Source organism: Trichlorobacter lovleyi (genome assembly GCF_015239775.1).
Classification (GTDB): domain Bacteria; phylum Desulfobacterota; class Desulfuromonadia; order Geobacterales; family Pseudopelobacteraceae; genus Trichlorobacter; species Trichlorobacter lovleyi_B.
Map to the genome: position 1 here is coordinate 2,947,780 of NZ_CP058409.1, position 25,420 is coordinate 2,973,199.

Sequence of the window (25,420 nt, forward strand, 5' to 3'; positions counted from 1 at the left end):
GGGTCAGCAAGATTCATCACTATGCAGGGAGGCCGGAAAAGGCCTCCCTGCATAGTTTAATACGTCCACCACCTGAGGCTTACATAAGGAGAGTTTGCATGCAGAACGCAAAGGGTTTTACCTTGGTTGAACTTGCCATTGTACTGATCATTATCGGCATCCTGCTGGGAGCTATTCTCAAAGGGCAGGAGCTTGTCGACAATGCCAAAATAAAGCGGGCCGTATCAGACATGAACAGCATTTTTGTCGCCTATAACGGCTACATTGACCGCTACCAGAGAAAACCGGGGGATGACGGCCCATTGGCAACCCTGACGGCACGGGGCGGTGCATGGGCTTCTGTTACGGCTGCTGGAAACAGCGATGGCAACCTTGGTGCTTTGGTTGCCAACACCTTTACAAACGGTGCCGTTGAGACAACCAGTTTTTGGCAACATGTCAAGGCCGCCGGTTTTGTACCGGGCAGTATCACCGCAGCAGGCGCAGCAGCGCTGCCAAATAACGGTTTTAACGGCCTGGTCGGCGTATTCAACAACACGACAGCGGTCACCGGGGCAGCATCCGGTATCAATGTCTGCTTGAGCCAAGTTCCCGGCAAGGCTGCTGCAGCACTTGACAAGCAGCTGGATGATGGTGACCCCACGGCAGGCTCTGTGCGCGCAACACTGGGCACCGCAGGCACCAACACCGTACCCGGAGCTGCTGCCGCAGCCCCGTATTCGGAAGCAAGCGAATACACCTTGTGCAGAGCACTCTAGCGATGCGTTAATAACTCAGCAAAAAAAGGAGGCCAACGGCCTCCTTTTTTTATCTTTTTCGTTTCCAGCGGTGCAGTTGCCTTTTTAGACAGTTAAGGTAAGATGGCTCACGCGGTTAACCACGTTTGCCCATGGTTACAAAAACAATCAGTACTTACTACTAGGAGCATACGGTGAACGCTACGCGATCACAAGGCTTTACCTTGGTTGAACTTGCAATCTCACTCGTTGTGATTGGCCTGCTCATTGCTCTGGGTATGTCTATGATAGGCCCACTGACCGTTGCGATCAAGGTGCGGCAAAGCAGAGACAATCTGGGTGCGGCAGTGGAAGCAATCAACAGCTGGGCATCAGGTAACAATCGGCTGCCGGATAGTGCGGGTGGCACCACTGACGTTAAAAATGTTGTGCGGACACCGACTGATGCCTGGAATCATACTTTTATTTATCTGTACGATACGAACCTGTACAGTGCCACACCGACAAAAGACACTATTTGCGGGCGGCGTTCGACCTCTATCACCCTGACTGATTCAAACACCGGGGCCAGTATCCCGAATGTGGCCTATCTTATCCTGAGCCAGGGGGATGATGCAGTAACCGACACAACAAGCGGCGGAGTCGCCGTTACCACTACAGCTATTTCCTCCGCAACCACCGTTGCCGCCAATACCACCAGCGATCTGGTTCGCTGGGCTACGCTGGACGAACTGCGCAGCAAGGTGGGCTGTCAGGGGGCACAACTCAAGGTTGCGAATAACGAGCTGCCCTACGCCTATAACCAGACCACGTACACGGCAACCATCTATGCTGACGGCGGAGTTCCCTTCAGCTCCGTGGGCAGATACCGCTGGTGCCTGCAAAACAGTGCAGGTGCGGTCCCCGCCAACATGACCTTCAAAAACACAGCTGGCACCTCCAATATCCCCTTCAATACGGATTGCGCATCCCTGGCTGAATCCTCGTGGATACAGTCTGACAACATCCTGATCAGTGGCCTGCCGACCGTCAATGTAACCGGTACCGATGGCAAAATTTACACGGCCATCCAGAGCCACACCGCTGCTGCTGCCAACCAGCCAATAACCGGTGCAAACTACGCCACATACTGGCAACTTGCCTCAGGCGGCGCCGTTGGCTCTACCTGGGCAGCAGGGATATATTACACCACCATGTCACAATCACTTTCTATCTTTGTCAGAGATAATAACGATAGCTCAGGCACCAACGACAGCATTGCCTACAAGCAGTTGGTCCTGACCATCAACGCACAGTAATCATGTACTTTAGCCGCTCCAGATTCCACTTCGCATCCGCCCGCTCCGGCATGGCCCTACTCAATATTATCATGCTCCTGGTACTGATCGGCGCACTGGTCATGGCTGGGTACGCCTTGATGGGTCCGCTAATTGCCAGAGGCAAGATTACTGACACCAAAAGAACCATCAACAGTGCTGTTGAAGCGATTATCAGCTGGTCAGTAGCCCAGGGCAGGCTTCCCACCACCGCTGAATTCCAGGCTATTCTTCCAACTCCGTATGATGCCTGGGGAAAACCGCTTGTCTACCTCTACGATCAGAACCTGACGAATACGGCTACCGGTGGCGGGTTATGCGGCAGGATCACCACAAACCTGGGTGAAAGCTCCATCAGCATGGCCTTTGCGATCGTAAGCGGTGGAGACGACTACAGCATCCAGACCACCATGAACGGCACGGCTGTAACCGCATCAACAGCCATTACCAGTCTGACAACCCTGGCAAGCTACCAGACCGATCTGTACCGGATGATCCCCCTTGAAGAACTGAAGAGCAGAGCCGGTTGCTATGGAGCAACAGGCGGCCGCTTGACGATCATCAACAACGAGCTGCCACGGACCTGTTCCGGTGGCCAGTATAGTGCCACAATCTACGCTGCCGGTGGTGCGCCTTCAACTGCCGGCCAATACAGGTGGTGCATCAACGGGGTCATGCCGGGCAGCATAATTGCCAAAGGTGGCACCGAAACCATACCCGGCTGCCCAACCTTTTCAACAGGAACCTACCAGAACATACAACTTTCAGGGACAGCACCAATCCCCACCGCAACCACAGACTATCCCATAACGGTCAGAGTCCAGGATTCTGATATCAGTAACGCCTCTCCACCCTATGTTGAGCGGAGGCTCAGTATAAAAACGGTTGTAGGCGGGGTCTGCTCAACCAGCACGGGGCCTGGTGTAATCCCCCCCGGCACCACACCGGATACACCGATACAAGACCCGAGCAACCCGGGGTTCAACACCTCGGACCCAAGCCTGATTGAGTTCGGCCTCAACAACAACAACACCTCTGCCTGTGTCTGGTACCCGCAAAACCTGCCATTACCCGGCAAAACCATGCGGGCTTACTGGCATTTCTGCTATTCGGGCATTGATACTTCTGGCACCAGCTCAAACCTGGCAGACGGCTACACCTTTACCCTGATGCAGGCCAACAACCCAACCAGCTACTGCGGAACCGGCAGCAGTTACAACGCTATCACGAACCCGCGCTACGACTGCTCGGTCTGGGGGGGGCTGGGAGAATATCTGGCCTACTGCGGGTTACCCGGTAACAGCATGGCACTTGAGTTTGATATCTATCCCAGTGGAAGCCGTAACGATCCAGCCGGCAGCTATAACCATGTTGCGGTTGTCAACGGTTTTAGTCATACATCCGGCACACTGACCGGCCTTTTTAGCGACAACACCCATAATTCAGGTAGTAATCCTGCCTGCACAACAACCAGCAGCGGTTGTCTTTATGGCAACAAGACGGGCCAGAACTATCCGGTCACCTGGCTTGAAAATACCGGCTGCAACGCAACCTACGACAACCATAATGCCAGGGTTGAGCTGCATACCCGCTGTAACAGCGACTGCAGCCAGTGTGAGACAAACAGCTGTACCACCAAAGCACTGATCAAGCTGTGGGTCGACCGAGGCAACAGCAACCTGGATGCCAATGACACAACGACTCCGGACATGAGCTACTGTACTGACCTACCTACAGCCTTAAACCAATACAAGGTCGGTTTTACCGAGGCAACCGGCGGTGCCCACCAGTGGGGATACATTAAAAACTTCGCCCTGAAATCACTCGGTTCCTGCCCGCTGGCAACCATCTCGCCGAGTTCACTTCCGGCAGGGACGGTTGGCACAGCCTATTCAGCCACCTTAAGCGCAAGCGGGGGAACAGCCCCCTATTCAAACTGGCGCTGGAGTTCCGCTTCTATTAGCGGCGTTACCGCCAGCAACCTTCCACCCGGGCTATCGTTAAGCAGTGCCGGTGTAATCAGCGGCACACCGACAACGGCAGGAACCTATAATACCGTCCTAGTTTCGGTAGATGACTCCTGTACCGCCGACAAGTGCAGCAACACGGTATCCCGAAGCTATACCATTACCATTGCACCGGCACCGGTACCCAGCTGCACCTTATCCGCCTCACCGACCAGCGTTGCGTATAGTGGCACAACCACCTTCAACTGGACGATCAGCAATGGTCCGGCCAATGGCAGCTGGTCCATCGCACCGGGAGGTACCTGCTCAGACTTTACCGGCTCAACCGGAGGAAGTTGTACCAGTGGCAGCCTCACCACCCCAGGTACAACCATCTACACCCTGACGGTCAGCAATGCCGGCGGCAGCAGCAGCTGCTCTGCCACAGTCAAGGTAAGCTGCGGATCATACAGAGTCTGGAACAGCACGGGCAGCACCTATGACTTTATCATTAATGGCGTCTGTCGAAACAATGTCGGCAATGGCAGCGAAATCAGCAGTGGCACGAACCTGCTCTACCCAGGACAGAGGGTCTATCGATACCAGCGCAACCTGGGCAACTGCGGGGGAAGCGCACTGGGATCCATTGATTTCACAACAGCACAGACTGCAGATACAGATGAGCAGTGCGATATAAACTATGGTTCAGGTGATCAGGCCAACGATCATTGATAGGCTCTGCATGAAATCGACTCTCTTGTTGCTGGGTACTGTTCTTATTATTCTGGGCTATTATTTGCTGGCGGTGCCTCCCGCTGCCGGGTATGCGGAAATGTTTTCCAGGGCGCGCTATGGCACCCTCTCGGTTATGTGCGGCAGTGCCTGTATTATGCTCTGGCTTGCCAAGCGCTGACCATCAGAAAGGAGCGTTGATTGTCTGATACTACAGCCATACTTCTGCTGCAGATGGGTGGCCCCGACTCCCTGGAGGCGGTCCGCCCGTTCCTGCTCAATCTTTTCAGCGACCGGGAGATCATCAAGATCGGTCCTGCCTGGCTGCAACCGCTGATTGCACGGATGATTGTCAGGCGGCGCACCCCCGCGGTCATGGAAAAATACCGCGAGATCGGCGGCAGGTCCCCTATCCAGAAACTGACCCAGGCCCAGGCGGAGATGCTTGCTGCAGAGCTCGGTATCCCCTGCCATGTGGGCATGCGCTACTGGCATCCCTTTACGGCAGAGACGCTGGCCCGGCTGCGTAAAAACGGCGTCAGGAAGCTGGTGGCCCTGTCGCTCTACCCCCACTACTCCCGCGCCACCAGCGGCTCCAGCTTCAATGACCTGACCCGTTGTCTGGCTGATCTGGATAGCGACCTGGAGGTCGTGCGGATTCCCCACTTCTACAACCACCCGCTCTACATCGATGCCCTGGCGGAAAAGGTTGAAGCCGGGCTGGCATCCTTCCCTGACCGCGCTGGCGTACAGCTGCTTTTCTCGGCCCACTCCCTGCCGCAGTCGTTTATTGCCGAAGGCGATCCCTACCTTGAACAGATCCAGACCACCGTCCGGCTGGTGATGGAACGGTTTGAGGGGGTGCAACACCGGCTGGCCTTTCAATCACGGGCCGGGCCGGTCAAATGGCTTGAGCCATCCACCGATGACACACTGAAGGAGCTGGCAGCAAGCGGTTGCAGAAATCTGCTGGTGGTGCCGCTCTCCTTTGTGTCAGACCATATTGAAACGCTGCATGAGATTGACATTGAATATGCCGCAGAGGCCCACAAACTGGGAATCAGCAACTTCCGGCGCACGGAATCGCTCAACAGCTCTCCGGCCTTTATCAGCTGCCTGGCAGAGCTGGTCCGTCAGGCACTTAAAGCCCCCTAAGGCAGGCACAGAAGCACGCACCGCCAGCGCAGCAGACGGCCTCCGCAGCATGTTTTCAATCTTCATAATTGTTCATAATCCCTTCACAGGATCTTCCATCTGCCTTGGTATGGTAGCACCATCACACACAGGTTGGTTGCCAACCACTACCAAGACAGGGAGGAACAAGATCATGAAAAAATCACTTCTCGCACTTACCGTTGTAGCAGCAGTTGCAGTTGCCGGCGCATCCATGGCCATGCCGGGTATGGGTCCGGGTGCCGGTATGGGGGCTGGCATGGGCGCCCAAATGGGTCAGGCAGGCACGATGACCCCGCAAATGAAGAAATTCATTGCTGACACACTGCCGATCCGCGAAGAGATGCATGCCAAGCATATGCAGCTGCAGAAAGAGCTGATCAAGGACGCGCCTGATCAGGCAGTCATCAAGAAGTTGCAGGGTGAGATGGTTGAACTGCGCACGAAGATGATGGATGCCCGCACCAAGGCAGGCCTGCCGATGGGTATGATGGGCAAACGCGGCCACAAAGGGATGCGTGGTGGCGGTATGGGTATGGGTATGGGTATGATGCAAATGGACTGCCCGATGGTGGCACCGCCGGCAGCCGCCAAATAAGGGCTGACTAACTGGCGGAGATGGGGTACACAGAGGAAACAGGCTGCCGGAGTGGGCGCCTGCTTTCTCTGTGCCTTCTCTGCCTCCGGTCCCGATGAAGTCGAGGGTTTTGATGAAATATTTTCTCTCCACATACCTGTTGCTGGCACTTCTGGTGCTGACCGTTCTGCCGTCAGCAGCAGAAGAGGTTGAACCCGGCCAGGGCCCGGGATGGCGCGGCAGACATAAAGCCGGTGAAATGGGACCGCACCCCTTTGGTGATTACTGTCCCCGCCGGCATGCCGATCACTACGGTGCCCGCCAGCCGCTGCAAACACCGGATGAGGCAAAGGAACGGCTGAGAATCTTTTTTAACGTTCCAGCAGCGCAAATATCCCTGCACAGGGAGGTCCGCATGGGGTATATTGCCGATATCACCAATGCCGATGGATCACTGCTTGACCGGGTCATAATCGACAAACGCACCGGACGGATCCGTTCCATCCGCTAACTGGACAACATGCCATGCAGCCTCCCATTCTGATCGTTGAAGACGACCTGAAGATTGCCCGTATCATCAAGGCCTACCTTGAAGGGGCAGACTTTCGGGTCATCCACGCCGACACCGCACGTGCTGCATTGGAAAAAGCCGAGACGGAGCTTCCGCTGGCGGTGATCCTGGACCTGGGGCTACCGGACAAAAGCGGTGAAGAGCTCTGCCAGGAACTCAAAGACCTGGGATCGTTTCCGGTGATCATGCTGACCGCCAAATCCTCCGAAGAAGAACGGATCACCGGTTTTGCCCTGGGGGCTGACGACTATGTGGTCAAACCGGCCTCTCCCCGCGAACTGGTCTACCGTGTCAAGGCGGTTTTGAAACGCTACGACGGGGCCGGAGCCGGCGAGCATCCCATAAGCTTCAACAACGGCACGCTGATCCTGGACAGCCGCCGCCATACCGTGACCTGCCGTGGCGAGTCCTGCAGTGTCACCCCCACCGAATTCAAACTGTTGCAAGCGCTGGCAGCCTCTCCCGGCCGGACCTACAGCCGGGATGAACTGGTTTCAAAGGCGCTGGGATACCAGTTTGACGGCTATGAACGCAGCGTTGATGCCCATATCAAAAACCTGCGCCAGAAGATCGAGCTGGACAGCCGCAAGCCTGAGTTCATCAAGACGGTCTATGGGATCGGCTACCTCTTCAGCGGAGAGCGGGATGCCGTTTAACCTGCAACGCAAACTGCTGGTGCTGCTCGGTCTGGTGATCCTGATCGCCCTCTCCTCCTCCATTCTGCTCAGAAATTTTGTGATCCGTGACTTCAAGGCCTTTGGAGAAGGACGGATGCTTGATCGCCTCTACCAGGTACAGGCGGTGCTTGAGGGACGCTACGAGCAGTCGGGCGGCTGGCAGCAGGACCAGGTTGCCAATGACCTGGTCTGGGCCTGGCTTTCCGGTATCGAGCTACGGCTGTATGATGTTGACAACCGGCTGGTGATGGACACCGGGCAAGCCCTGGCAAGCCTGTCTCCGGTGATGCAGCAGCGCATTGCCGCCTCAAGCAGCAGGCGACCGCTTCCGCCGGAGACCTCCGAATTCCAGAGCTACCCCCTCTTTCTCAGGGGCGAAGAGATCGGCCATCTGGACCTGCAGCTACCCCACCCGATCTATGAAGCGTTCTTTATCCGCTCCTCAAATCAGTTTTTGATCTACTCCCTGCTGGGACTCGGACTGACAGCCGTCATACTCAGCTTTCTGGCAGCCCGGCGCATCTCGCGCCCCCTGCAGGAGCTGACGGCTGCCGCAGAGGGGCTGGCAAGCGGCGCCCCGGGCCCCAGGGTCCGGGCTGAAGGCAACGATGAAATCGGCCGTCTGGCGGCCGCCTTCAACCGGATGGCTGACAGCCTGGAGGCACAGGAGCAACTGCGCAAACAGCTGGTTTCAAACGCGGCCCATGAGCTGCGGACACCGCTGATGATCATCCGCGGAGAATTGGAAGGGATGATCGACGGGCTGCTGCCCACCACCCCGGAGGCATTACAGTCACTGCATGATGAGGCTACCCGGCTGGCAACCATCCTGGACGGTGTGGACGAACTGAGCAGGGCACAGGCCGCCGGACTGCAGCTCCAGCGCCAGGAGTTTCTCCTGCTGCCGCTGCTGCAGGGGATCATTTCCCGATTCAGCCGCAGCGCTGAAGAACAGCAGGTCACCATCACCCTGACCGGCGACCAGACGGTTAGTGCCTGGATCGACCCGGACCGCTTCACCCAAATCATCACCAACCTGATCTCAAACGCCTTGAAGGCCATGCCCCATGGCGGGCGACTGGAAATTCATCTTTCAGCAACGCCGCAGGCACGTTATATTGAGGTCAGCGATAGCGGGTCAGGTATCCCGGCTGAGCTGCTGCCCCATGTCTTTGAACGCTTCGCCAAGGGAAGGGATGGCGGCCTGGGCCTGGGACTGGCCATTGTCAAAGAGCTGGTTGCCGCCCACAACGGCACTATTGCCGCCAGCAGTTCACCCGGCAACGGCACCTGTTTCAGCATTACACTACCTGCTACTACCGGAGGATTGCATGAGCATGACCGAAGAACTGACTGACTGGAGCTGGGAACAAAAATGCCAGAAGGCGGTGGAGGCCCTGGGGACCAACGGCTTTACCGCCGTCTTCTGCCGGACCCCCGATGATGCCCGGAACTATATCCTTGAGGGAGCAGCCGATGCCGCAAGCATCGGTTTTGGCGGTTCCATGACCATTACCGACCTGGCGGTCCAGCAAACCCTTGCCGATCAGGGCAAAGAGATCCTCAACCACAGCAGCAGTGCTCTGTCGCGGGACCAGAAGATGGAGATCATGCGCCGCCAACTGACCTGCGACCTGTTTCTCTCCGGCAGCAATGCACTTACCATCTCAGGAGAGCTGATCAACATTGATGCGACCGGCAACCGGGTTGCAGCGATGTTCTTCGGCCCTCGCAGGGTGATTGTGGTGGTGGGTCGCAACAAACTGGTGGACGGCACACCGCAGGAGGCGATTCAGCGGGTAAAACAGTGGGCAACCCCGCCCAATGCCAAACGGCTCAGCTTCAACACCCCCTGCGCCAAGACCGGTTTTTGCAGCAACTGTAACTCACCCGACCGGCTCTGCCGGGTTACTACGATCATTGATCGCAAACCCCGCTTTACCGACCTGCGGGTTCTGGTGGTCAACGCTGACCTCGGTTTGTAACCACCGGTAGCCATGCAGCACTTTTTCCGCACGCTCGCAACCGCCCTGCAGGATCTGCTGCTGCCTCCGCGCTGCCATATCTGCCATAAACCGGTCCCCGATGCAGGCAGGCTGCATATCTGCCCCGACTGCCGGGCGGACCTGCCACTCGCAGGCTCGCCGGTCTGCTCAATCTGCGGCATCCCCTTTCAGTCTGCCGGGGATGACCACCCCTGTAGCCGCTGTATCGCTGCACCGCCACCCTATACGGCAGCCAGGGCCGCATTGCGCTATGAAGGTGCCTGCCGCGACCTGATTCACCACTTCAAATACAACGGCAAATCATACCTGCGTCGTCCCCTGGGACTTATAACGGCAGAGCTGCTGGCCCCGTTTGTAGCCGCCCAGCAACCAGACCTGCTGGTGCCGGTGCCGTTACATCCCAGCCGTCTGCGCAGCCGCGGCTTTAACCAGGCGGTGCTGCTGGGGGATCTGCTTTCCCGCCAATGGCAGATTCCGCTGCTGCGGCAGGGGTTGACGCGGACCCGTCCCACGCCCCCCCAGATGGAACTGAGCCGCGAACAGCGCTCCACCAACCTGCGGGGAGCCTTTGCCGTTACGGCCCCGGACAGTGTCAACAATCGCCATGTCATGCTGGTGGATGACGTCTTTACCACCGGCAGCACCCTGGCAGAATGCGCCCTGGTGCTGCAGCGGGCGGGCTGCCGCACCGTGTCGGCGGTTACCGTTGCCCACGCTCCCTGAATTCATACGTAATCATTGGATAATCCAGCCCAAAGTTCTTGACAACGACACTGCAGTATCATATACCGATAACCGTAAACAGATTTTCAGGAGGATTGTGTATGCGGTTATCTACCAAGAGTCGCTATGGTCTGCGGGCCCTTTTTGATATTGCGTATCACACGGGCACAGCACCGGCGCAAATCCAGGACATCTCACGCCGTCAGCTGATCTCCCCCCGCTACCTGGAGCAGATCTTCCAGAACCTGAAAAAAGCAGGGATACTGAAAAGCAAACGAGGGCCTCAAGGTGGCTACACCCTGGCAAGGACACCGGATCAGATCACGGTGCTCGAAATTATCCGGGCCACTGAACAGGACGCACTGCTGGTGGATTGTGCCGGCCAGGGCAAGAAAACCCGCCGCCGCAAGAATGAGTGTCCTTTTGAAGGTAACTGCGTGACCCAGACCGTCTGGAAAGATGCCAATGATCTGCTGGCTGATCTGTTTGGCAAGCTGACCCTGGAGACCCTTTGCCAGCGCGGCCAGGAGATGGGGATTGAGAAGGATCAGGCCAGCAAGATGATGTACTACATCTGACCTCGGACCCGCTTGCATCACCGCTGCACCACCATCGGAAATTGTGATCCACTACCAGCGCCTGAAAGCCATCCTGACCCGTTCAACCCCTCTTGCCGTAGCCTTTTCAGGAGGGGTTGATTCTACTCTGCTGTTGAAGGTTGCCCATGACACCCTGGGCGACCGTTGCTGCGCCATCACGGTTGATGCCCCCTATCATTTCAGACAGGAACAGGACGATGCTGCCCGGTTTGCCCGCCAGATCGGGGTCCGCCACCTGATCATCCCCTTTGACCCTGCCAGGGTGCCGGACCTGCTCAACAACCCGCCTGAACGCTGCTACCTGTGCAAGCAGGCCCTGCTCAAGGACTGTTTCAACGCCCTCCCACCGCACTGGAATCTGGCAGACGGCAGCACCTGTGACGACCAGAAGGCCCATCGCCCCGGCAGCAGGGCGCTTGCCGAGCTGGGAGTGCTCAGTCCCCTCACCGAAGCCGGCTTCAGCAAGCAGGATGTGCGCCTGCTCAGCAGGCAGCTGGGGCTGCCCGGCTGGGACAAACCGGCTCAAAGCTGCCTGCTGACCCGTTTCCCCCACCATACGACCATTACCCCGCAGGCCCTGCAACAGGTTGCGCAGACCGAGACAGCAGTCAGGGAACTGGGGTTCAGCGTGGTGCGGGTGAGAAACCTCGGAACAACGGCCAGGCTTGAGTTTGAAAAAGGGGAGCTGGCACAGGCCAAGCTCCCCGACGTACGTGATCAACTTGAGGCTATCTGCAGAAAAGCCGGTTTTGCCGAGGTCATTCTTGATCCGGCAGGCTACCGCAGTGGCAGCATGGATCAGAATTGATACATCAGCAACATGCCGCCACCGGCTGCCGGACTGGCATCGGTAAAGCCGGCCAGGGCGTAGAGTTCCCATGATATCCGGCGTGACTGCAGAAAATTAAGCTTCACGCGCCCTTCAACCGGTGCCGTACCGCCCTCCACCCTGGTCGATGAGCCTTTTGCATACAGCGAGACAAACAGGCGGTCCATTGCCTGCAGACCGGCACCGGCACTGTAACTGACGTAGTTTTTCCCCTGATAACTGCTGGTACTGTCCTGGAAGATATAGGCTGCGTCAGCAAACAGCTGGACATCCCCCAACCATTTTGAGACCGACAGCCCTGGGCCCGCCTCAAGAGTACCGGTCCCCAGCCCGCGGTCCTTATCACCGGTCGGGGCCTTCAGATACAGGGTAGGCCGGACCCTTGGACTCTGTTCCCCATCCGGCAGCACCGTCCAGCCGGCAGAGAGACTGATATCCCCCAGCCCTGCCTCAGTGACGGTAGTGCTGGTGGCAGTCGTAGTAGTGCTGGTTGTACCGCCGGCTCGACGCCCCCGGCCTCCCCCGCCGGACTGGGTGACCACAAAGCCTGACCCGCTTCTGCTGCTCAAAAAGACCATTGGCAGTTCCAGGGTCATATCAATGGCCTCGGTCGGGTTCACGGCCAGCAGCACCGGCAGGGTTACCACCGTTGCATCGGCATTGCTGCCATAATCACCATGGGTGACCTCGGCACCGATACCGGCAGCAAACGAGACCCCCTGCCCCAGACGATGTTCACTATCTTCAGCCCGGACAGGGCCGGCTGTCAGCACGATACCCAGACCGAGCACAAAACCGGAGACCATGCCACAGACCTGCTTACGATCAAGAAAACTGTTCACAACTCCCCCTCCTGTTTCAATAATCAGCGCCCTCTCCGGCCGCTGCCTGTTCCGCCATGCTGCTGCTGGCCTGCGGGCCCCTGCTGGCCGCCTTTAAAACCACCGGCCCAGCCGGGGCGTCCGTTTTCGTTGCGCAACAGCAACTGACCGCCGGATGGGCTGCTGATCCACTGGGCCAGCAGGTAGCTGCGGCCATCCTTGCCCTGGGCCTTTGAACCGCGCACCGTCACGCTGTCCCCAGCCTTCCAGTCCAGAGGATCATCCTGCAGATACCAACGCGGTCCCAACACAACGATAATCCGCTCTGCCCCGGCCGCCACCACCACCGTTAGTGGATCAAGCTCCGGGTTAACAGGAGCCGCAACACGACCGGTAACCGTTACCACCGTGTTGCGGTCATACCCCTGTACCAGATCCAGGCCGCTTGTCCCTCCATCGTTGCCGGAACCAAAGCCCCAAAAGGCTTCGGCCGGCCTCTGCAGCATGACCACCACACCCACTGCCACGATCAAGAAAAAGAAATGCCTGGTTCCGCTCATTGCTCGCTATCCTCTAGTTTTATTGTGCGGTCGTTGTTGCCGGTGTTGTTGCGTGGATACCGGTTCCATCCATGACTCCACGACCATTGGCAGGGCGGGTGGTAGAGCCGTTGGCGGTTGTACCGGTCTCCAGGAAGGTACCGTCACGGCGCTGCGAACCTTCCGGGCGGACCTGGGTCTGGGCAGAGGTTTGTGTTGCCGTACGGGTCTGCGTCCGGGTAGCCGTTTGTGTTGCGGTACGGCTCTGCGTCATGCTGCCATGCCCCATGCCGGCACCATTCCGGGCACCACCGCCACGGGCAAATGATTCACCGCCAAAGGCCAGTACTACGGTCAGGACTGCTGCTGCCATCAGAAATGCACTCGTTTTCATGGTTGTTTCTCCTTTGAAGTAGTTCGAGATTCGCTCTCGCTACCCAATCGGTTACAGCAACCATGCCAACGACCAGAACAAGACAAACAAGCTGATATTACTTGAAATAAATACCACCAGACTGATGCACGCGACAGACTTGTGGTGCAAAAGCTGCACCGGCCGTTGCAGCTTTTGCACCACGGCTTCAGGGCTTGACCAGGCCATACTCCTTGAGACGATACTGCAACGTCCTTTTCGAAATCCCCAGTTTTTCAGCAGCCAGCCTGCGGTTATTGCCACAGCTTGCCAGTGCATCCAGGATATCGTTTCGCTCACGATCCCTCAGGCTGCCGCTTGCCTTGGTCATTCCTGCGGCAGCAGGAGGCTGTCGCACCCCATCAGGCAGATCCCCAACCGTTACCTGCCCCTTGCAGAGGATAACCGCCCGTTCAATCACGTTCTGCAGCTCACGGATGTTGCCGGGCCAACCATACCCTGCAACGGCTGCCAACGCCTGTGGCTCGATCCCCTGCACCTCACGACCGGTCTGGATGGCTGCACGCTGCAGCAGGTACTGCACCAGAACCGTCAGACCATCGCGGCGGTCACGCAACGCCGGCAGATGGATCGGAAAGACATGCAGCCGGTAGTAAAGGTCTTCGCGAAAACGACGTTCCCTGACCTCTTCCCCCAAGTCCCGGTTGGTTGCGGCAATGACCCGCACATCGGCCCGCAGCTCACGGCTGCCCCCCACCCGCTCAAAGACCCGTTCCTGCAATACACGCAGGAACTTCGACTGCAACGCCAGCGGCAGTTCACCGATTTCATCCAGAAAGAGGGTACCGCCCGATGCCAGTTCAAACTTGCCCTGACGGGCCTGGGTTGCACCGGTAAAGGCCCCTTTTTCATGGCCGAACAGCTCACTCTCAAGCAGGGTCTCCGGTATGGCGGCACAGTTGAGCGCCACAAAGGGGGCATCCCGGCGGGGACTGGCCCGGTGGATCATCCGGGCAGCCAGCTCCTTGCCGGTACCGGACTCACCGCTAATCAGCACCGTGGCCTGGGTGGCGGCCACATCACCGATCAGCTTGCGTACCTGCTGCATGGCCTGCCCCGCAAACAGGACCTCGTCCGGCGGCAGTCCGGCGGCATCCCGTTCCTGCAAGACGTGCAGGCTGCGCTCCTGCATACTGCCGGCCAGGATACGACGCACCAGGAGACGCAAGGTATCAGGATCCTTTAACGGCTTGGTCAGAAAGTCAGCCACCCCTTCCTTCATGGCGGCAACCGCCTCTTCCACCGTCCCGAAGGCGGTCAGCAGGACAAACGGTGGCGCAATCCCTTCCGCCTGCGCCCTGCGAAACAGATCAAGACCGTTCAGACCGGGCAGACGCAGGTCTGACAACACCAGGTCAAAGGACTGCCTCTGCAGCGTCTTCAGCGCCGCCTTGCCATCCTCCCGCTCCACCAGCTCATACCCCTCGTCATCAAGGATTGCCGCCAGCAGCGAACGAAAGGTGGCATCATCCTCCACCAGCAGAATCCGCGCTGTTTTGCTCATGCACACTCCTTTACCAGCGGCAACTGCAGGGTAACTTCAGCCCCCCCGCCTGAACGGGCATTGGCCAGCCTCACGGTTCCGCCATAACCGGTTGCAATCTTGTGACAGACCGCCAGGCCCAGCCCGCTGCCACTGGCACGGGTGGTATAAAACGGATCAAAGGCCCGTTTCAGACTTTCCTCTGCAAAACCGGGGCCGTCATCGCTGACCATGATGGTTGCCTGTTCGCCATCATCCGACAGCTCAACCCGCAGGTTTCCCCCCTGTGGCATGGCCTGTATGGCGTTTGTAAACAGATTGAGCAGCAGTTGCCGCAAACGGTCCGCCGGACAGGCCACCGGCCTGCCAACGGCACCTGTTATCTGCAACGCCACCTTGGCCTGCAGGGCCTCCTTGGCAAGCTGGTCCCAGGCATCCTGCACCAGCTCCGGCACTACTGCAGAGCCATCCTGCAGTGTTTCCTGGCGGGTATAAGCCAGCAGGTCGCTCACCAGCCCCTCAAGACGCTCCGACTCGGCCACAATCTTCCCGGCATACTCCCGTTGTCTCGGCTCCTGCACCCGTTCCCGCAACAACTGGGCAAACCCCTTGATACCTGCCAGCGGCGTCCGTACCTCGTGGGCCAGCACCGCCCCCAGCTCCCCCAGCCGTACCAGCTGTTCATGGCGGGCCATCGCCTCAAGCCGCTGCAGATCACGCTTCTGCAGGCGCAACACCCAGACGCCAAACCCCCAGGTGACAGCCAGCAACACCACAATCACCACCACACCGCTGCGGGCCCGGCGGATAATCTGATCAGCCTGCCAGGTGTGCAATGCCAGACGCAATATCAGCGTCTCGTCCGGCAGATGCAGTTGTTGTTGCGTCTCAAACACCACCTCACCGGTGCCCAGCCTGATCCGCTCTTCAGTCACCACGGGACTGGCAACAACCGCCTGGAAGCGCTGATCATCAATCCGGCTGCCGATCAGATCCGGGTTTCTATGGAACCGGATCCTCCCCTGTTTATCGAGCAGGGAAAAATAGGCGCTATCACTGGAGCTAAAACCTGCCAACGTCTTCAGGGAGGGATCACGCACCGCCAGCGCCTCTATCGCCTGCCCAAGTGAAAGGGACATACCGCGCAGAATGGAATGGGCAACAGGCTCGGCATTACGATAGTTGGCAACCGCAAGCCAGAGTAAAAACGCCGTCAGGAGCAGGCCACCCAAAAGTATGCTGTACGTAAATTGTGAGCGGGGCATGTCCCCTATACTAACGGCCGTTTCTCCAAGGTCAAGCAGGATATCAGTTTTTTGCGCAACACTACCGGGAAGCGGGCGATAGCAATTGACAAACCACCGGGAGCAGCTACACTTTCAGCAACGTCACGTGAAGCAGAACAAAAGGAATCGTTCAATGAAGACATTCCTCCAACTTGTATGCCTGCTCCTGCTTGCAGCCCCGCTGCATGCCGGACAGACACTGGTTCTAGGTACAGCAGACCGTCCGCCGCTTTCAACCGAGGACCAGAAAGGCTTTTCTGATCAGGTGATCCGTGAGGCCTGCAGACGGCTGGGGATTGAGGTCCAGATTATTCCGGTATCCTCGGCACGTTCCTTAAGCAACGCCGAACAGGCCATTGATGACGGCAATTTCCTGCGGGTCCAGGGGATGGAAAAGAAGTTTCCCCACCTGATCAGGGTGCCGGAGGCGATCATTGATGTCCAGTTTGTGATTTTTTCCAAGCGCAAGGGACTGAAGACACCAAACTGGGCCAGCCTCAAGCCTTATCATGTCGGCTATATCAAGGGCTGGTATATCGCCGAGGAGAATATCAAGGATGTACGTCAACTGACCGTAGTGGAAAACCGTACCAGCCTGTTCAAGGTACTGGACAGCGACCGGATTGAGCTGGCCTTTGCCGAGCTGTATGGTGCGTACTACACGATCCACACACTGGGGTTAAAGGAGCTGTTTAGCGCCCAGCCTCCCCTGGCAAGCAAAGAGATGTTCCTCTATCTCAACAAAAAACATGAAAAACTGGCCCCCCGGCTGGCGGCAACCCTGCGGGAAATGAAGCGGGATGGCAGTTATGATGCCATTTTCAAGCAGACCCTGGCCCCCTATCTGCCTGCAAAGCTGGCTAAATAGCCTTGACTGCTGACCGGATCATACCGAAGTCCTTCGGCATCGCGCGCAGGTTTATCCTGGCCATCGTTATCTTCAGCACCGTCCTGACGTTGGGCGGAACCTGCCTGCAACTGTATATCGACTACCACAAAGATCTGGACAGTATCAGTCGACAGTTGACCGACATTGAAACCAGCCACCTGCCGAGCCTGATCAATGACATCTGGCTGTTTGATGATCGTGGGCTTAATGCCCAGCTGAAGGGAATTCTGGCACTGCCGATGATTGAATCGCTGCGGCTTGAACGGACGGATGAGCCGGTGCTGGTGGTGGGGCAGAGCAAGGCACGCCATCAGCTTATCCATACCATTCCACTCTCCTACCAGCACCGCGGTAAAAACATACCGCTCGGCACCCTGCAAATCACCGCCTGTACCGATCATGTCATCCAACGGATGAAGGAACGGGCACTGCTGATCCTCTTCACCCAGGCGGTCATGATTTTCTTCATCTCAACCTTTATCTTTTTGCTGTTTTATCAACTGATCGGGCGTCATCTGGCGGTTATGGCCCGCCATGCTGCAGCGCTCACCATCAGCAATCTGCATGAACCGCTCCGGCTGGAACGCAACCAAGCCAGCCCGCAGGACGCCAAGGATGAGCTTGATCTGTTGGTCGATTCACTCAACAGCATGCAGGGGCAGATCTGCGACTACCTCACGGAACGCAGACAGATTGAGGATACCCTGCATGAGCAGGCGGCGCTGCTGGAAGATGAGATTGCGCAACGCCAACAGGCCGAGGAAGAGCTGAACGCCATTAACTGTTCGCTTGAAGAACGGATTGCCGAGGCTATCGACGAACTGCGCAAAAAGGACACCCTGTTGCTGCAGCAAAGCAAGCTGGCTGCCATGGGTGAACTATTGAACAACATCGCCCATCAGTGGCGTCAACCGCTCAATAACATCGCGGTCTCAATTCAGACCATGCAGTACCTGAACAAGGCTGGGGAACTGTCACAGCAAGAGATGGACCGGGACATCAAGGCGGTGATGGACATACTTTTCTACATGTCCGGCACGATTGATGATTTCAGGAGCTTTTTCATCAAGGATCGGGAAAAACGGGAATTTGTCCTGCAGGAGGTTGTTGAAAAGACGCTGAACCTGCTCAGATCGACTCTGGATGACAAGGGGATCATGGTCAGTATAGCGGCGGAAGCGGATGTCCGGGCCATCGGCTACCCCAACGAATACGCCCAGAGCCTGATGAACATCCTCAATAATGCCCGTGACGCCCTGCTTGAGCGACAGGTGCCGGGGCCGGCCATTACCCTGGTGATCCGGCAGGAAGGCGACCGTTCTGTACTGACGGTCTCTGATAATGCCGGTGGCATTCCGCAGCAGATCCTGCCACAGATCTTCGAGCCCTACTTCACCACCAAGGGGCCGAGCCAGGGGACCGGCATCGGATTGTACATGGCCAAGACCATGATTGAACGCAACATGGGCGGCACCCTTACAGTCCGCAATACAGCCGCAGGGGCCGAGTTCAGGATCGAGTTATAAATCCAGAATCATGGCATTCTCATCGCAGTCAGGGAACTTGGGGCACTTGATACAGTCCCCCCAGACCTTGTGCGGCAGGGTTGACTTATCCACCAGCACAAAACCAAGCTTACCAAAAAACTCAGGCTTGTAGGTCAGACAGAAGATCCGCTTCAGCCCCAGGTCGCGGGCTTCATCAATGCAGGCGTTGACCAGGGTGGTCCCTACCCCTTTACGGCCGGAGTCTTCCACCACGGCCACCGAACGGACCTCGGCCAGATCATCCCAGACAATATGCAGGGCAGCGGCCCCCAGAATCCTGCCATCTTCAGCCACCTCCACATAAAAATCACGCAAGGCCTCATATAACTCCGACAGCGATCTGGAGAGCATGTCTCCTTTGCTGGCATAGGTGGTCAATAATTTCTGTATTTCCTTCACATCGCCGATCTGGGCCTTACGGAGCATGGCGTTACCCCCTGCTTTGATTTTAGTTGTTCGTCCCCTGCTTTAACAGGGTGCTGCCCACCCACTGATTGGCAAACTGCAGCGCAATCCGTCCGCTGTGATCCCCCTTCTGGCGTCCCCAGAGGACGGCAGCCTGACGGGCCTCTTCGCTCCAGCGCAGAGAGCTGCCGTTCCGCTGGCAGAGACGTTCGACCCATTGCCGGGCCACCTCCAGAAACTGATCCTGGCTAAAGGGATGGAAGCCGATCCAGAGACCGAAGCGGCCGGACAACGATATCTTTTCCTCCACCGTTTCACCGTGATGGATCTCATTATTGACCAGCATCGCGCCACGGTTGTCGCTTTCATATTCCGGCAGCAGATGGCGCCGGTTGGAGGTGACGTAGATCAGCACGTTTTCCGGCGGGGCATAGACCGAGCCATCCAGTGCGCTTTTCAGCATCTTGTAGCTGGACTCCCCTGTCTCAAACGAGACATCATCGGAAAACAGGATAAAACGGTACGGCTGACGCTTGATCTCATCCACAATCGCCGGCAGATGTATCAGGTCGTCCTTGTCCACCTGGATCACCCGTAACCCCTGCGGCGCATAACTGTGCAGCAAGGCCCGCACCAAGGAAGACTTGCCGGTGCCCCGTGTCCCCCACAGCAGGGTATTGTTGGCCGGCAGGCCGGCCAGAAACTGGCGGGTGTTCTCCTCCACCGTCCGCTTCTGCTCATCAATCCCCAGCAGGTCATCCAGATGAAACGCCTCGATCTCCGGCACCGGATCAAGATAGCCTCCGTTGCCACGGCGACGCCAGTTGGCGGCATGGGTTTCAGTCCAGTCGATCACCGGCACCGGCTTGGGCAGAACCTGCTCAACCGCCGTCAACACCCGCCGTAGCTGTTCAACCATCGCTGCATCAAGGGTTAATGAGGGCATCCTTTCACCTCTTCAATCATTTAGCATACCCGACCCGGACCGGGGTCGGCTGTAACAGCTGCATCAGATCAGCCGGTGCAAGCCCCACCAGAAAGCCGCGCTTGCCACCGTTAAGGTAAATCCTGGGCAGTTCCAGGATCGTTTCTTCCAGATAGACCGGCAGCTGCTTCTTCGTACCAAAGGGAGAAGTCCCGCCGGTCAGATAGCCGGTATGTTTCTGGGCGGTTTCCGGCTTGCACGGTTCCACGGAACGGGCACCGATCAGACGGCCAAGCTCCTTGGTGGAAACCTGCAGGTCACCATGCATCAGCACGATCAGCGGCTGCTTGCGGTCGTCCTCCATCACCAGGGTCTTGATGACACAATGTTCATCAACGCCCAGCTCCCGCGAGGAAACGGCGGTACCGCCCTTCTCTTCATAGGCATAGGGATGATCGCTAAAATTGATCCCGGCTGCCCGCAACGCCCGTACTGCCGGAGTAACCGGCGTCTTGTCCCTGGCCATGCCTAACTCCTGCAAACATGTAAATATGACCAACCTAGGAACGAGGATTTTTTTGTTCTGAGTCTGGCAAGCCAGGAATGGCGCGGAGGCGTACAGCGGAGTACGCCGCACAAGACATGCCGCAGCTTGACTGGCTCAGGGCAAAAAAGGACCGTTCCTCAACAAATACGGGGAAGCTGTTCCCCTGCCAGCATCTCCACCACCCGCATCCCGCCAACCGTTGTCCGCATCCGTACCCGCCCCGGTTCTCCGGCCTCAACCGTACCGATGATGGCGGCCTGGTGCCCCAGGGGATGCCGCTGCATCCGTGCCAGCAGCGCTTCTGCCAGCTCAGGCGCCACAATGGCCAGCAGTTTACCTTCATTGGCAACGTAGAGAGGATCAAATCCCAGTATCCCGCAGACGCCTTGCACCTGCGGATGAACCGGCAGCTGATCCTCTTCAAGCTGCAGCGTAACACCGGACTGGCCTGCAATCTCCTTCAGGGTCGTGGCCACACCACCGCGGGTCGGGTCTCGCAGCACCCTGATCCCTTCACCGGCCTCCTCCAGCATCTGTTCCACCAGATCCCAGAGTGGGGCAGAGTCACTGCAAAGCCCCTCAACCGGCAGCCCTTCCCGGGCGGCCATCACGGCAATCCCGTGATCCCCCATGCTGCCGGACAGGATAATCCGGTCGCCGGGACGGGCATTGGCGCCGTGGATGGCCAGATCATGTTCAAGCACCCCCACGCCGGAGGTGGTGATAAAGATCCGGTCCGCCTTGCCGCGGGGTACCACCTTGGTATCGCCGGTGACAATCCGCACGCCGGCAGCATCGGCAGCCTGGCGCATATCGTTCAGAATACCGGCCAGCTGGCTGCGGCTGAACCCCTCTTCAATGATCATGGCACAGGAAAGCCACAAGGGGCGTGCCCCCATCATGGCCAGGTCATTAACCGTGCCGTGGACAGCCAGAGAGCCGATTGTACCACCGGGAAAGACCGGCGGATCGACCACATAGCCATCAGTGGTAAAGGCCAGCCGGGTCTCTCCGGCAGCCAGTAAGGCTGCATCGTTCTGTTCCCCCGGTCCGTGACCGGACAGTGTGGCAACGATCAGATCATCCAGCAGGCGGTGCGAGAGCGTTCCGCCACTACCGTGTCCCAACAGAATCAGGTCATCATCCATCTGTCTACTCCTCCTGATATCGGCAAGCTTAAAAGGTAGCACCAATCCGGCAGCTTGTCACGATGGAACGTTTTCTGTTTTCAAGAGTTCGGGCTTCGTGGTAAAAAGGCAAATTCAATTCAGTAATTCCAGTCTCTGCCGAGCTGGAATTGAGATACCAAGGAGATGGAGAGATGGTTGACTACTGCCCGATGACAACCCTGCCAACAGCAGCAGGATACAAAGCTGGAGACGTACTGGTACTGGTGGGAGAGCTGTTTGGCCGCGGCTACGCCAACGGCCTGCTGGAAGAGGCCAAGCGCCTGGGAATGACCGTTCTGGGCACGACGGTGGGGCGTCGTGACAGTGACGGCACCCTGCGCCCCCTGACCGCTGAAGAACTGGCGGAGGCGGAGGCGCTGCTGGGCAGCAGGATCATCAACATCCCCCTGGAGGCCGGTTTTGACATGGAAAGCCCGAACGGCGCCCCATCCGTTGCCGAGCGGCTTAAAAAGGCCAAACCGGATGAGTGGGAGAGCATCAGCTTTGAGCCGGGCTTTCTTGAGCAGGCCTGCGCCGCCGGCAGGGCCCGCTTCTGCGCCAACCTGCAGCAGGTCATGACGGAACTGGCGCGGTTGATTCCCGCCTCAGCCAACATCATCCTGGCCCATACCATGGCCGGCGGTATTCCCCGCGCCCGCTTCTTCATGCCGCTCCTGAACCGGGTCTTCAAGGGGAGCGGCGACAAGTATCTGCCTTCCGAGCCGTTCTGGAACAGCGCCATCGGCCAGCTCTGCGACGCCAGCTTCAATGAGGTAACCGCTGACACCTTCAAATACCTGATTGACGCCTCTGCCGGACTCCGCAAACGGGCAGAGCAGGCAGGCAGCCGGGTGGCCTGCACGGCCTACGGCTATCACGGCACCGGCATTCTGGTCAACGGCAGCTACCAATGGCAGTCCTACACCCCCTACCTGCAGGGGTTTGCCAAGATGCGGCTGGAGGATCATGCTGTTGCGGCCCGCAAACAGGGCATCAACGCCACGGTCTTCAACTGCCCCGAGATCCTGACCAACTCCAGCGCCCTCTTTTTGGGGGTTGAGCTGTCGCTGTACCCATTGCTGACGGCACTCGGGCAGGTTGCCCCGGAACAGTCTGTGCCGCTGACTGAGCGCTGCAAGGCGCTGCTGGCTGATGGTTGCTCTCTTGACAGCCTGATGACCATTGCCGCCGAGTATCTGGCCGCACCGTTGATCAACGATGCGCTGGAGTTCAGCAGCTGGCCCCAGCACTCAACCCGTCAGCAGATGGAGCTGATGCTGGCCACCTCCGCAAAACTGATGGAGATGCACCGCGACCAGAAGCAGCTGATCTGCGCCGAACTGTCGCGACTGGTGTTCCGTTCCACCGGTCGTCTGATGGTGCAGGCATCCTGGAGCTGCAGCGAAGCTGCCGTCTGGCTGAACCATGATACGATTGCCGCACTGGTCACCGACCAGCGCGGTGCTGACCTGTTGGACTAAACCAGTTGCCCAAAGGACCTGCGATGAAACTGCTTCGATACAGTTTGCTGGTCGCCGGCACCGCCCTGCTGATGCTGCAGGGGTGTGCCAGCGCCCCCAAGACCGACCCGACACCGGAAGAACTCTACGCCCAGGGCGAAACCGCCTTCCAAAAAAGCCGCTACGAGCAGGCGGTTGAGAGCTGGAAAAGAGTCAAGGAGACCTTTCCTGACCCGGAACTAGCCGCCAAGGCGGAGATCGGTATTGGCAACGCCTACTTCCTAAACCACGACTTTATCGAGGCCGGAGCAGCCTACGAAGACTTTCGCAAACTGCACCCAACCCATGATCTAGTCCAGTTTGCGTTGTACCGCCAGGGGCTTGCCAGCTACAACCTGATCACCGGTATCGATACCGATCAGACCCCAACCAAAAATGCACTGGCCCTGTTTGAAAGTTTTATCCGCCAGTATCCCAAGTCACAATATGTCGCCAAGGTACAGGAGAAGATTGCCGATTGCCGAGGCAAGCTGGCCCAGTACGAGATCTATGTCGGGCGTTTCTACTACCGCACCGACCACTATCAGGCCGCCATCGGCCGCTTTGAAGGGGCGCTGGCAAACTTCCCCGATTATACCGGTAATGACGAAACCCTCTTCTACCTGGGCAAGGCCTACATTGCAAACAGGCAGCTGGACAAGATGCAGACCACCTTCAGCCGCCTGATCCGCGAATACCCTGCCAGCAAATATCTGGATGATGCCCGTAAGCTGCTGGCTGACAAACTATGACCACCGGTCTGCTCTGGATAGCAGGGGCCTACCTGCTGGGATCGGTCCCCACCGGCCTGCTGCTGGGCAAACTGTACGGCATTGATGTCCGCAACGAAGGCAGTGGCAACATCGGTGCCACCAACCTCTATCGTACCGTGGGACGCAAGGTCGGGATCATGACCCTGGTGGGTGACTGCCTGAAGGGGCTGCTGCCGGTACTGCTGGTCTGGCAGCTGGGCTATGCCGAGCCGATGCAGGCCTGGGTAGGGCTGGCCGCTTTCTGCGGCCATGTCTTCTCTGTTTTTTTGCTCTTCAAGGGAGGAAAAGGGGTTGCCACCGCCCTGGGGGTCTTCCTGGCCCTGGCCCCGCTCGCGGTGGTGGGCGCTTTGGCGGTCTTCATCCTGCTGGTGGCGATCTGGCGCTACATCTCGCTGGGCTCAATCATGGCTGCTGCAGTTATGCCGCTGATTATCTTTTTCCGGCCCCATTCACCGCAACTGCTGATTGCCACTGTCCTGATTGCAGCGGTTGTCATCATCAAGCATCACAGCAACATCAGCCGCCTGATCGCAGGGACAGAAAGCAAATTCAAGGCCTGACCGGTCTACAGCGGCAGTTCATAGGGCAGCTGCCGCTCTTCACCCGATTCCAGAATCTCCCGGAACTGTTCCACCAACCGGTAGGTGATCCCCCACAGCACCATCTTCCCCGGCAGTCCCAGGTCAATTGCCGGCGCCTCCAGCTGTTTCCCGCCAAAACTGACCCGGGCCGTTATCTGACGCTGCGGGTTGGACAACTGCTGCAGATCAAACCAGAAGGCATCATGGACCTCATGGGACAAAACCGGCATGACCGGTCTAGTGAGGCCATACACAAAACAGGAGACCCGCACCGGCAGGTTGGCCCCGATTATGTCGGACAGTCTGCCAAGCAAGGTGGCCGAAGTGAGATCGATCCCCACCTCTTCCATGGTCTCACGTTCGGCGGTATGACGCAGGCTTCTATCAACCGGATCGCGGCGGCCACCGGGAAAACCGATATTGCCTGACCAGGGATCGCCGGGATGGTGGGCACGTTCAATAAAAAGCAGTTCCGGGCTGACACGGTGGTTACTCAGAATAAGCGCGACAGCAGCCGGTTTCCGGTCATCCACGGGAAAGCACACAGGCCTGGTACGGGCAAGCCGTTGCGAGATATCGTCAAACCATTCTGAGCTGGACATGGTCATACTGTACACCGCATTTCCCCCACGGCGCA

The 25,420-nt window shown here is 58.0% G+C and carries 28 protein-coding genes and 1 pseudogene; 19 read left to right on the top strand and 10 right to left on the bottom strand.

From position 1 onward, the window contains the following. The first annotated feature begins 98 nt into the window (after positions 1 to 98). The 14 genes and pseudogenes from FY034_RS13590 to larE all read left to right on the top strand — a co-directional run bounded on the left by FY034_RS13590 (position 99) and on the right by larE (position 11,865). The gene (locus FY034_RS13590) at positions 99 to 758 is read left to right on the top strand and encodes a prepilin-type N-terminal cleavage/methylation domain-containing protein (RefSeq protein ID WP_265551444.1); all 660 of its coding nucleotides are present in this window, start codon (positions 99 to 101) and stop codon (positions 756 to 758) included. A 173-nt stretch (positions 759 to 931) separates the two neighbouring features. Continuing rightward, positions 932 to 1,009: pseudogene (locus FY034_RS19055) on the top strand (prepilin-type N-terminal cleavage/methylation domain-containing protein); the annotation flags it as partial. 12 nt (positions 1,010 to 1,021) lie between these two features. After that, positions 1,022 to 2,035, top strand: a complete 1,014-nt coding sequence (locus FY034_RS13595; RefSeq protein WP_265551446.1) for a hypothetical protein — start codon at positions 1,022 to 1,024, stop codon at positions 2,033 to 2,035. Positions 2,036 to 2,037: 2 nt separating this feature from the next. Next, positions 2,038 to 4,731 (top strand): hypothetical protein, encoded by a 2,694-nt coding sequence (locus FY034_RS13600; RefSeq protein WP_265551448.1) that lies wholly within the window; start codon positions 2,038 to 2,040, stop codon positions 4,729 to 4,731. 10 nt (positions 4,732 to 4,741) lie between these two features. Beyond that, on the top strand, positions 4,742 to 4,912 hold the full coding sequence (locus FY034_RS13605; RefSeq protein ID WP_265551450.1) for a hypothetical protein: 171 nt from the start codon (positions 4,742 to 4,744) through the stop codon (positions 4,910 to 4,912). 20 nt (positions 4,913 to 4,932) lie between these two features. Beyond that, positions 4,933 to 5,886 (top strand): ferrochelatase, encoded by a 954-nt coding sequence (gene hemH / locus FY034_RS13610; RefSeq protein WP_265551451.1) that lies wholly within the window; start codon positions 4,933 to 4,935, stop codon positions 5,884 to 5,886. Positions 5,887 to 6,058: 172 nt separating this feature from the next. Next, positions 6,059 to 6,502: a hypothetical protein gene (locus FY034_RS13615; RefSeq protein ID WP_265551453.1), complete on the top strand. Its 444-nt coding sequence runs from the start codon at positions 6,059 to 6,061 to the stop codon at positions 6,500 to 6,502. 112 nt (positions 6,503 to 6,614) lie between these two features. Beyond that, entirely contained in the window at positions 6,615 to 6,992 is a 378-nt protein-coding gene (locus FY034_RS13620; protein ID WP_265551456.1) for a hypothetical protein, read from the top strand. 14 nt (positions 6,993 to 7,006) lie between these two features. Beyond that, positions 7,007 to 7,708: a response regulator transcription factor gene (locus FY034_RS13625; RefSeq protein ID WP_265551458.1), complete on the top strand. Its 702-nt coding sequence runs from the start codon at positions 7,007 to 7,009 to the stop codon at positions 7,706 to 7,708. Next, positions 7,698 to 9,086, top strand: a complete 1,389-nt coding sequence (locus FY034_RS13630; protein WP_265551461.1) for a sensor histidine kinase — start codon at positions 7,698 to 7,700, stop codon at positions 9,084 to 9,086. Before FY034_RS13625 ends, FY034_RS13630 begins: the two co-directional genes overlap by 11 nt. After that, positions 9,061 to 9,714, top strand: a complete 654-nt coding sequence (locus tag FY034_RS13635; RefSeq protein WP_265551463.1) for a lactate utilization protein — start codon at positions 9,061 to 9,063, stop codon at positions 9,712 to 9,714. Before FY034_RS13630 ends, FY034_RS13635 begins: the two co-directional genes overlap by 26 nt. A 12-nt stretch (positions 9,715 to 9,726) precedes the next feature. Next, a complete protein-coding gene (locus FY034_RS13640) occupies positions 9,727 to 10,458 on the top strand; it encodes a ComF family protein (RefSeq protein ID WP_265551464.1) in 732 nt (243 codons plus the stop codon). Positions 10,459 to 10,559: 101 nt separating this feature from the next. Beyond that, on the top strand, positions 10,560 to 11,036 hold the full coding sequence (locus tag FY034_RS13645) for an RrF2 family transcriptional regulator (RefSeq protein ID WP_265551466.1): 477 nt from the start codon (positions 10,560 to 10,562) through the stop codon (positions 11,034 to 11,036). A gap of 43 nt (positions 11,037 to 11,079) precedes the next feature. Beyond that, entirely contained in the window at positions 11,080 to 11,865 is a 786-nt protein-coding gene (larE, locus tag FY034_RS13650; RefSeq protein WP_265551468.1) for an ATP-dependent sacrificial sulfur transferase LarE, read from the top strand. On the opposite strand, the gene FY034_RS13655 is transcribed toward larE, so the two are convergent. The 5 genes from FY034_RS13655 to FY034_RS13675 all read right to left on the bottom strand — a co-directional run bounded on the left by FY034_RS13655 (position 11,856) and on the right by FY034_RS13675 (position 16,427). Beyond that, complete coding sequence (locus tag FY034_RS13655; RefSeq protein WP_265551471.1) at positions 11,856 to 12,728, bottom strand: transporter; 873 nt, start codon at positions 12,726 to 12,728, stop codon at positions 11,856 to 11,858. The genes larE and FY034_RS13655 overlap by 10 nt on opposite strands. 23 nt (positions 12,729 to 12,751) lie before the next feature. After that, the gene (locus FY034_RS13660; protein ID WP_265551472.1) at positions 12,752 to 13,267 is read right to left on the bottom strand and encodes a hypothetical protein; all 516 of its coding nucleotides are present in this window, start codon (positions 13,265 to 13,267) and stop codon (positions 12,752 to 12,754) included. A gap of 19 nt (positions 13,268 to 13,286) precedes the next feature. Continuing rightward, on the bottom strand, positions 13,287 to 13,640 hold the full coding sequence (locus FY034_RS13665) for a hypothetical protein (RefSeq protein WP_265551474.1): 354 nt from the start codon (positions 13,638 to 13,640) through the stop codon (positions 13,287 to 13,289). Between the two features lie 187 nt (positions 13,641 to 13,827). Continuing rightward, the gene (locus FY034_RS13670; RefSeq protein ID WP_265551477.1) at positions 13,828 to 15,183 is read right to left on the bottom strand and encodes a sigma-54-dependent transcriptional regulator; all 1,356 of its coding nucleotides are present in this window, start codon (positions 15,181 to 15,183) and stop codon (positions 13,828 to 13,830) included. Then, complete coding sequence (locus FY034_RS13675) at positions 15,180 to 16,427, bottom strand: sensor histidine kinase (RefSeq protein ID WP_265551479.1); 1,248 nt, start codon at positions 16,425 to 16,427, stop codon at positions 15,180 to 15,182. The genes FY034_RS13670 and FY034_RS13675 overlap by 4 nt, the downstream gene beginning before the upstream one ends. Positions 16,428 to 16,581: 154 nt before the next feature. Here FY034_RS13675 and FY034_RS13680 point away from each other — a divergent pair, with 154 nt between their 5' ends. Both FY034_RS13680 and FY034_RS13685 read left to right on the top strand, forming a co-directional pair. Continuing rightward, a complete protein-coding gene (locus FY034_RS13680; RefSeq protein WP_265551480.1) occupies positions 16,582 to 17,316 on the top strand; it encodes a substrate-binding periplasmic protein in 735 nt (244 codons plus the stop codon). A gap of 2 nt (positions 17,317 to 17,318) precedes the next feature. Beyond that, positions 17,319 to 18,863 (top strand): ATP-binding protein, encoded by a 1,545-nt coding sequence (locus FY034_RS13685; RefSeq protein ID WP_265551482.1) that lies wholly within the window; start codon positions 17,319 to 17,321, stop codon positions 18,861 to 18,863. On the opposite strand, the gene FY034_RS13690 is transcribed toward FY034_RS13685, so the two are convergent. The 4 genes from FY034_RS13690 to hypE form a co-directional block, all read right to left on the bottom strand. Further along, positions 18,858 to 19,310: an N-acetyltransferase gene (locus FY034_RS13690; protein WP_265551485.1), complete on the bottom strand. Its 453-nt coding sequence runs from the start codon at positions 19,308 to 19,310 to the stop codon at positions 18,858 to 18,860. The two genes, FY034_RS13685 and FY034_RS13690, sit on opposite strands and share 6 nt — an antisense overlap. A 22-nt stretch (positions 19,311 to 19,332) precedes the next feature. After that, entirely contained in the window at positions 19,333 to 20,235 is a 903-nt protein-coding gene (locus tag FY034_RS13695; protein ID WP_265551488.1) for an ATP-binding protein, read from the bottom strand. A 16-nt stretch (positions 20,236 to 20,251) separates the two neighbouring features. Next, positions 20,252 to 20,740, bottom strand: coding sequence for a Cys-tRNA(Pro) deacylase (ybaK, locus tag FY034_RS13700; RefSeq protein ID WP_265551490.1), 489 nt, complete (start codon positions 20,738 to 20,740; stop codon positions 20,252 to 20,254). A 158-nt stretch (positions 20,741 to 20,898) separates the two neighbouring features. After that, positions 20,899 to 21,909 carry a hydrogenase expression/formation protein HypE gene (gene hypE, locus FY034_RS13705; protein WP_265551492.1) on the bottom strand — a complete coding sequence of 337 codons (1,011 nt, stop codon included), beginning with the start codon at positions 21,907 to 21,909 and terminating at the stop codon, positions 20,899 to 20,901. Positions 21,910 to 22,082: 173 nt separating this feature from the next. On the opposite strand from hypE, the gene FY034_RS13710 reads away from it, so the two are divergent. The 3 genes from FY034_RS13710 to plsY are packed head-to-tail and all read left to right on the top strand — an operon-like array spanning position 22,083 to position 24,762. Next, positions 22,083 to 23,411 (top strand): enoyl ACP reductase FabMG family protein, encoded by a 1,329-nt coding sequence (locus FY034_RS13710; RefSeq protein ID WP_265551494.1) that lies wholly within the window; start codon positions 22,083 to 22,085, stop codon positions 23,409 to 23,411. Between the two features lie 23 nt (positions 23,412 to 23,434). Continuing rightward, positions 23,435 to 24,181: an outer membrane protein assembly factor BamD gene (locus FY034_RS13715; RefSeq protein ID WP_265551496.1), complete on the top strand. Its 747-nt coding sequence runs from the start codon at positions 23,435 to 23,437 to the stop codon at positions 24,179 to 24,181. Then, positions 24,178 to 24,762 carry a glycerol-3-phosphate 1-O-acyltransferase PlsY gene (plsY, locus tag FY034_RS13720; RefSeq protein WP_265551498.1) on the top strand — a complete coding sequence of 195 codons (585 nt, stop codon included), beginning with the start codon at positions 24,178 to 24,180 and terminating at the stop codon, positions 24,760 to 24,762. Before FY034_RS13715 ends, plsY begins: the two co-directional genes overlap by 4 nt. A 5-nt stretch (positions 24,763 to 24,767) precedes the next feature. On the opposite strand, the gene FY034_RS13725 is transcribed toward plsY, so the two are convergent. After that, positions 24,768 to 25,391, bottom strand: coding sequence for an NUDIX hydrolase (locus FY034_RS13725; protein ID WP_265551500.1), 624 nt, complete (start codon positions 25,389 to 25,391; stop codon positions 24,768 to 24,770). Positions 25,392 to 25,420 lie beyond the last annotated feature (29 nt).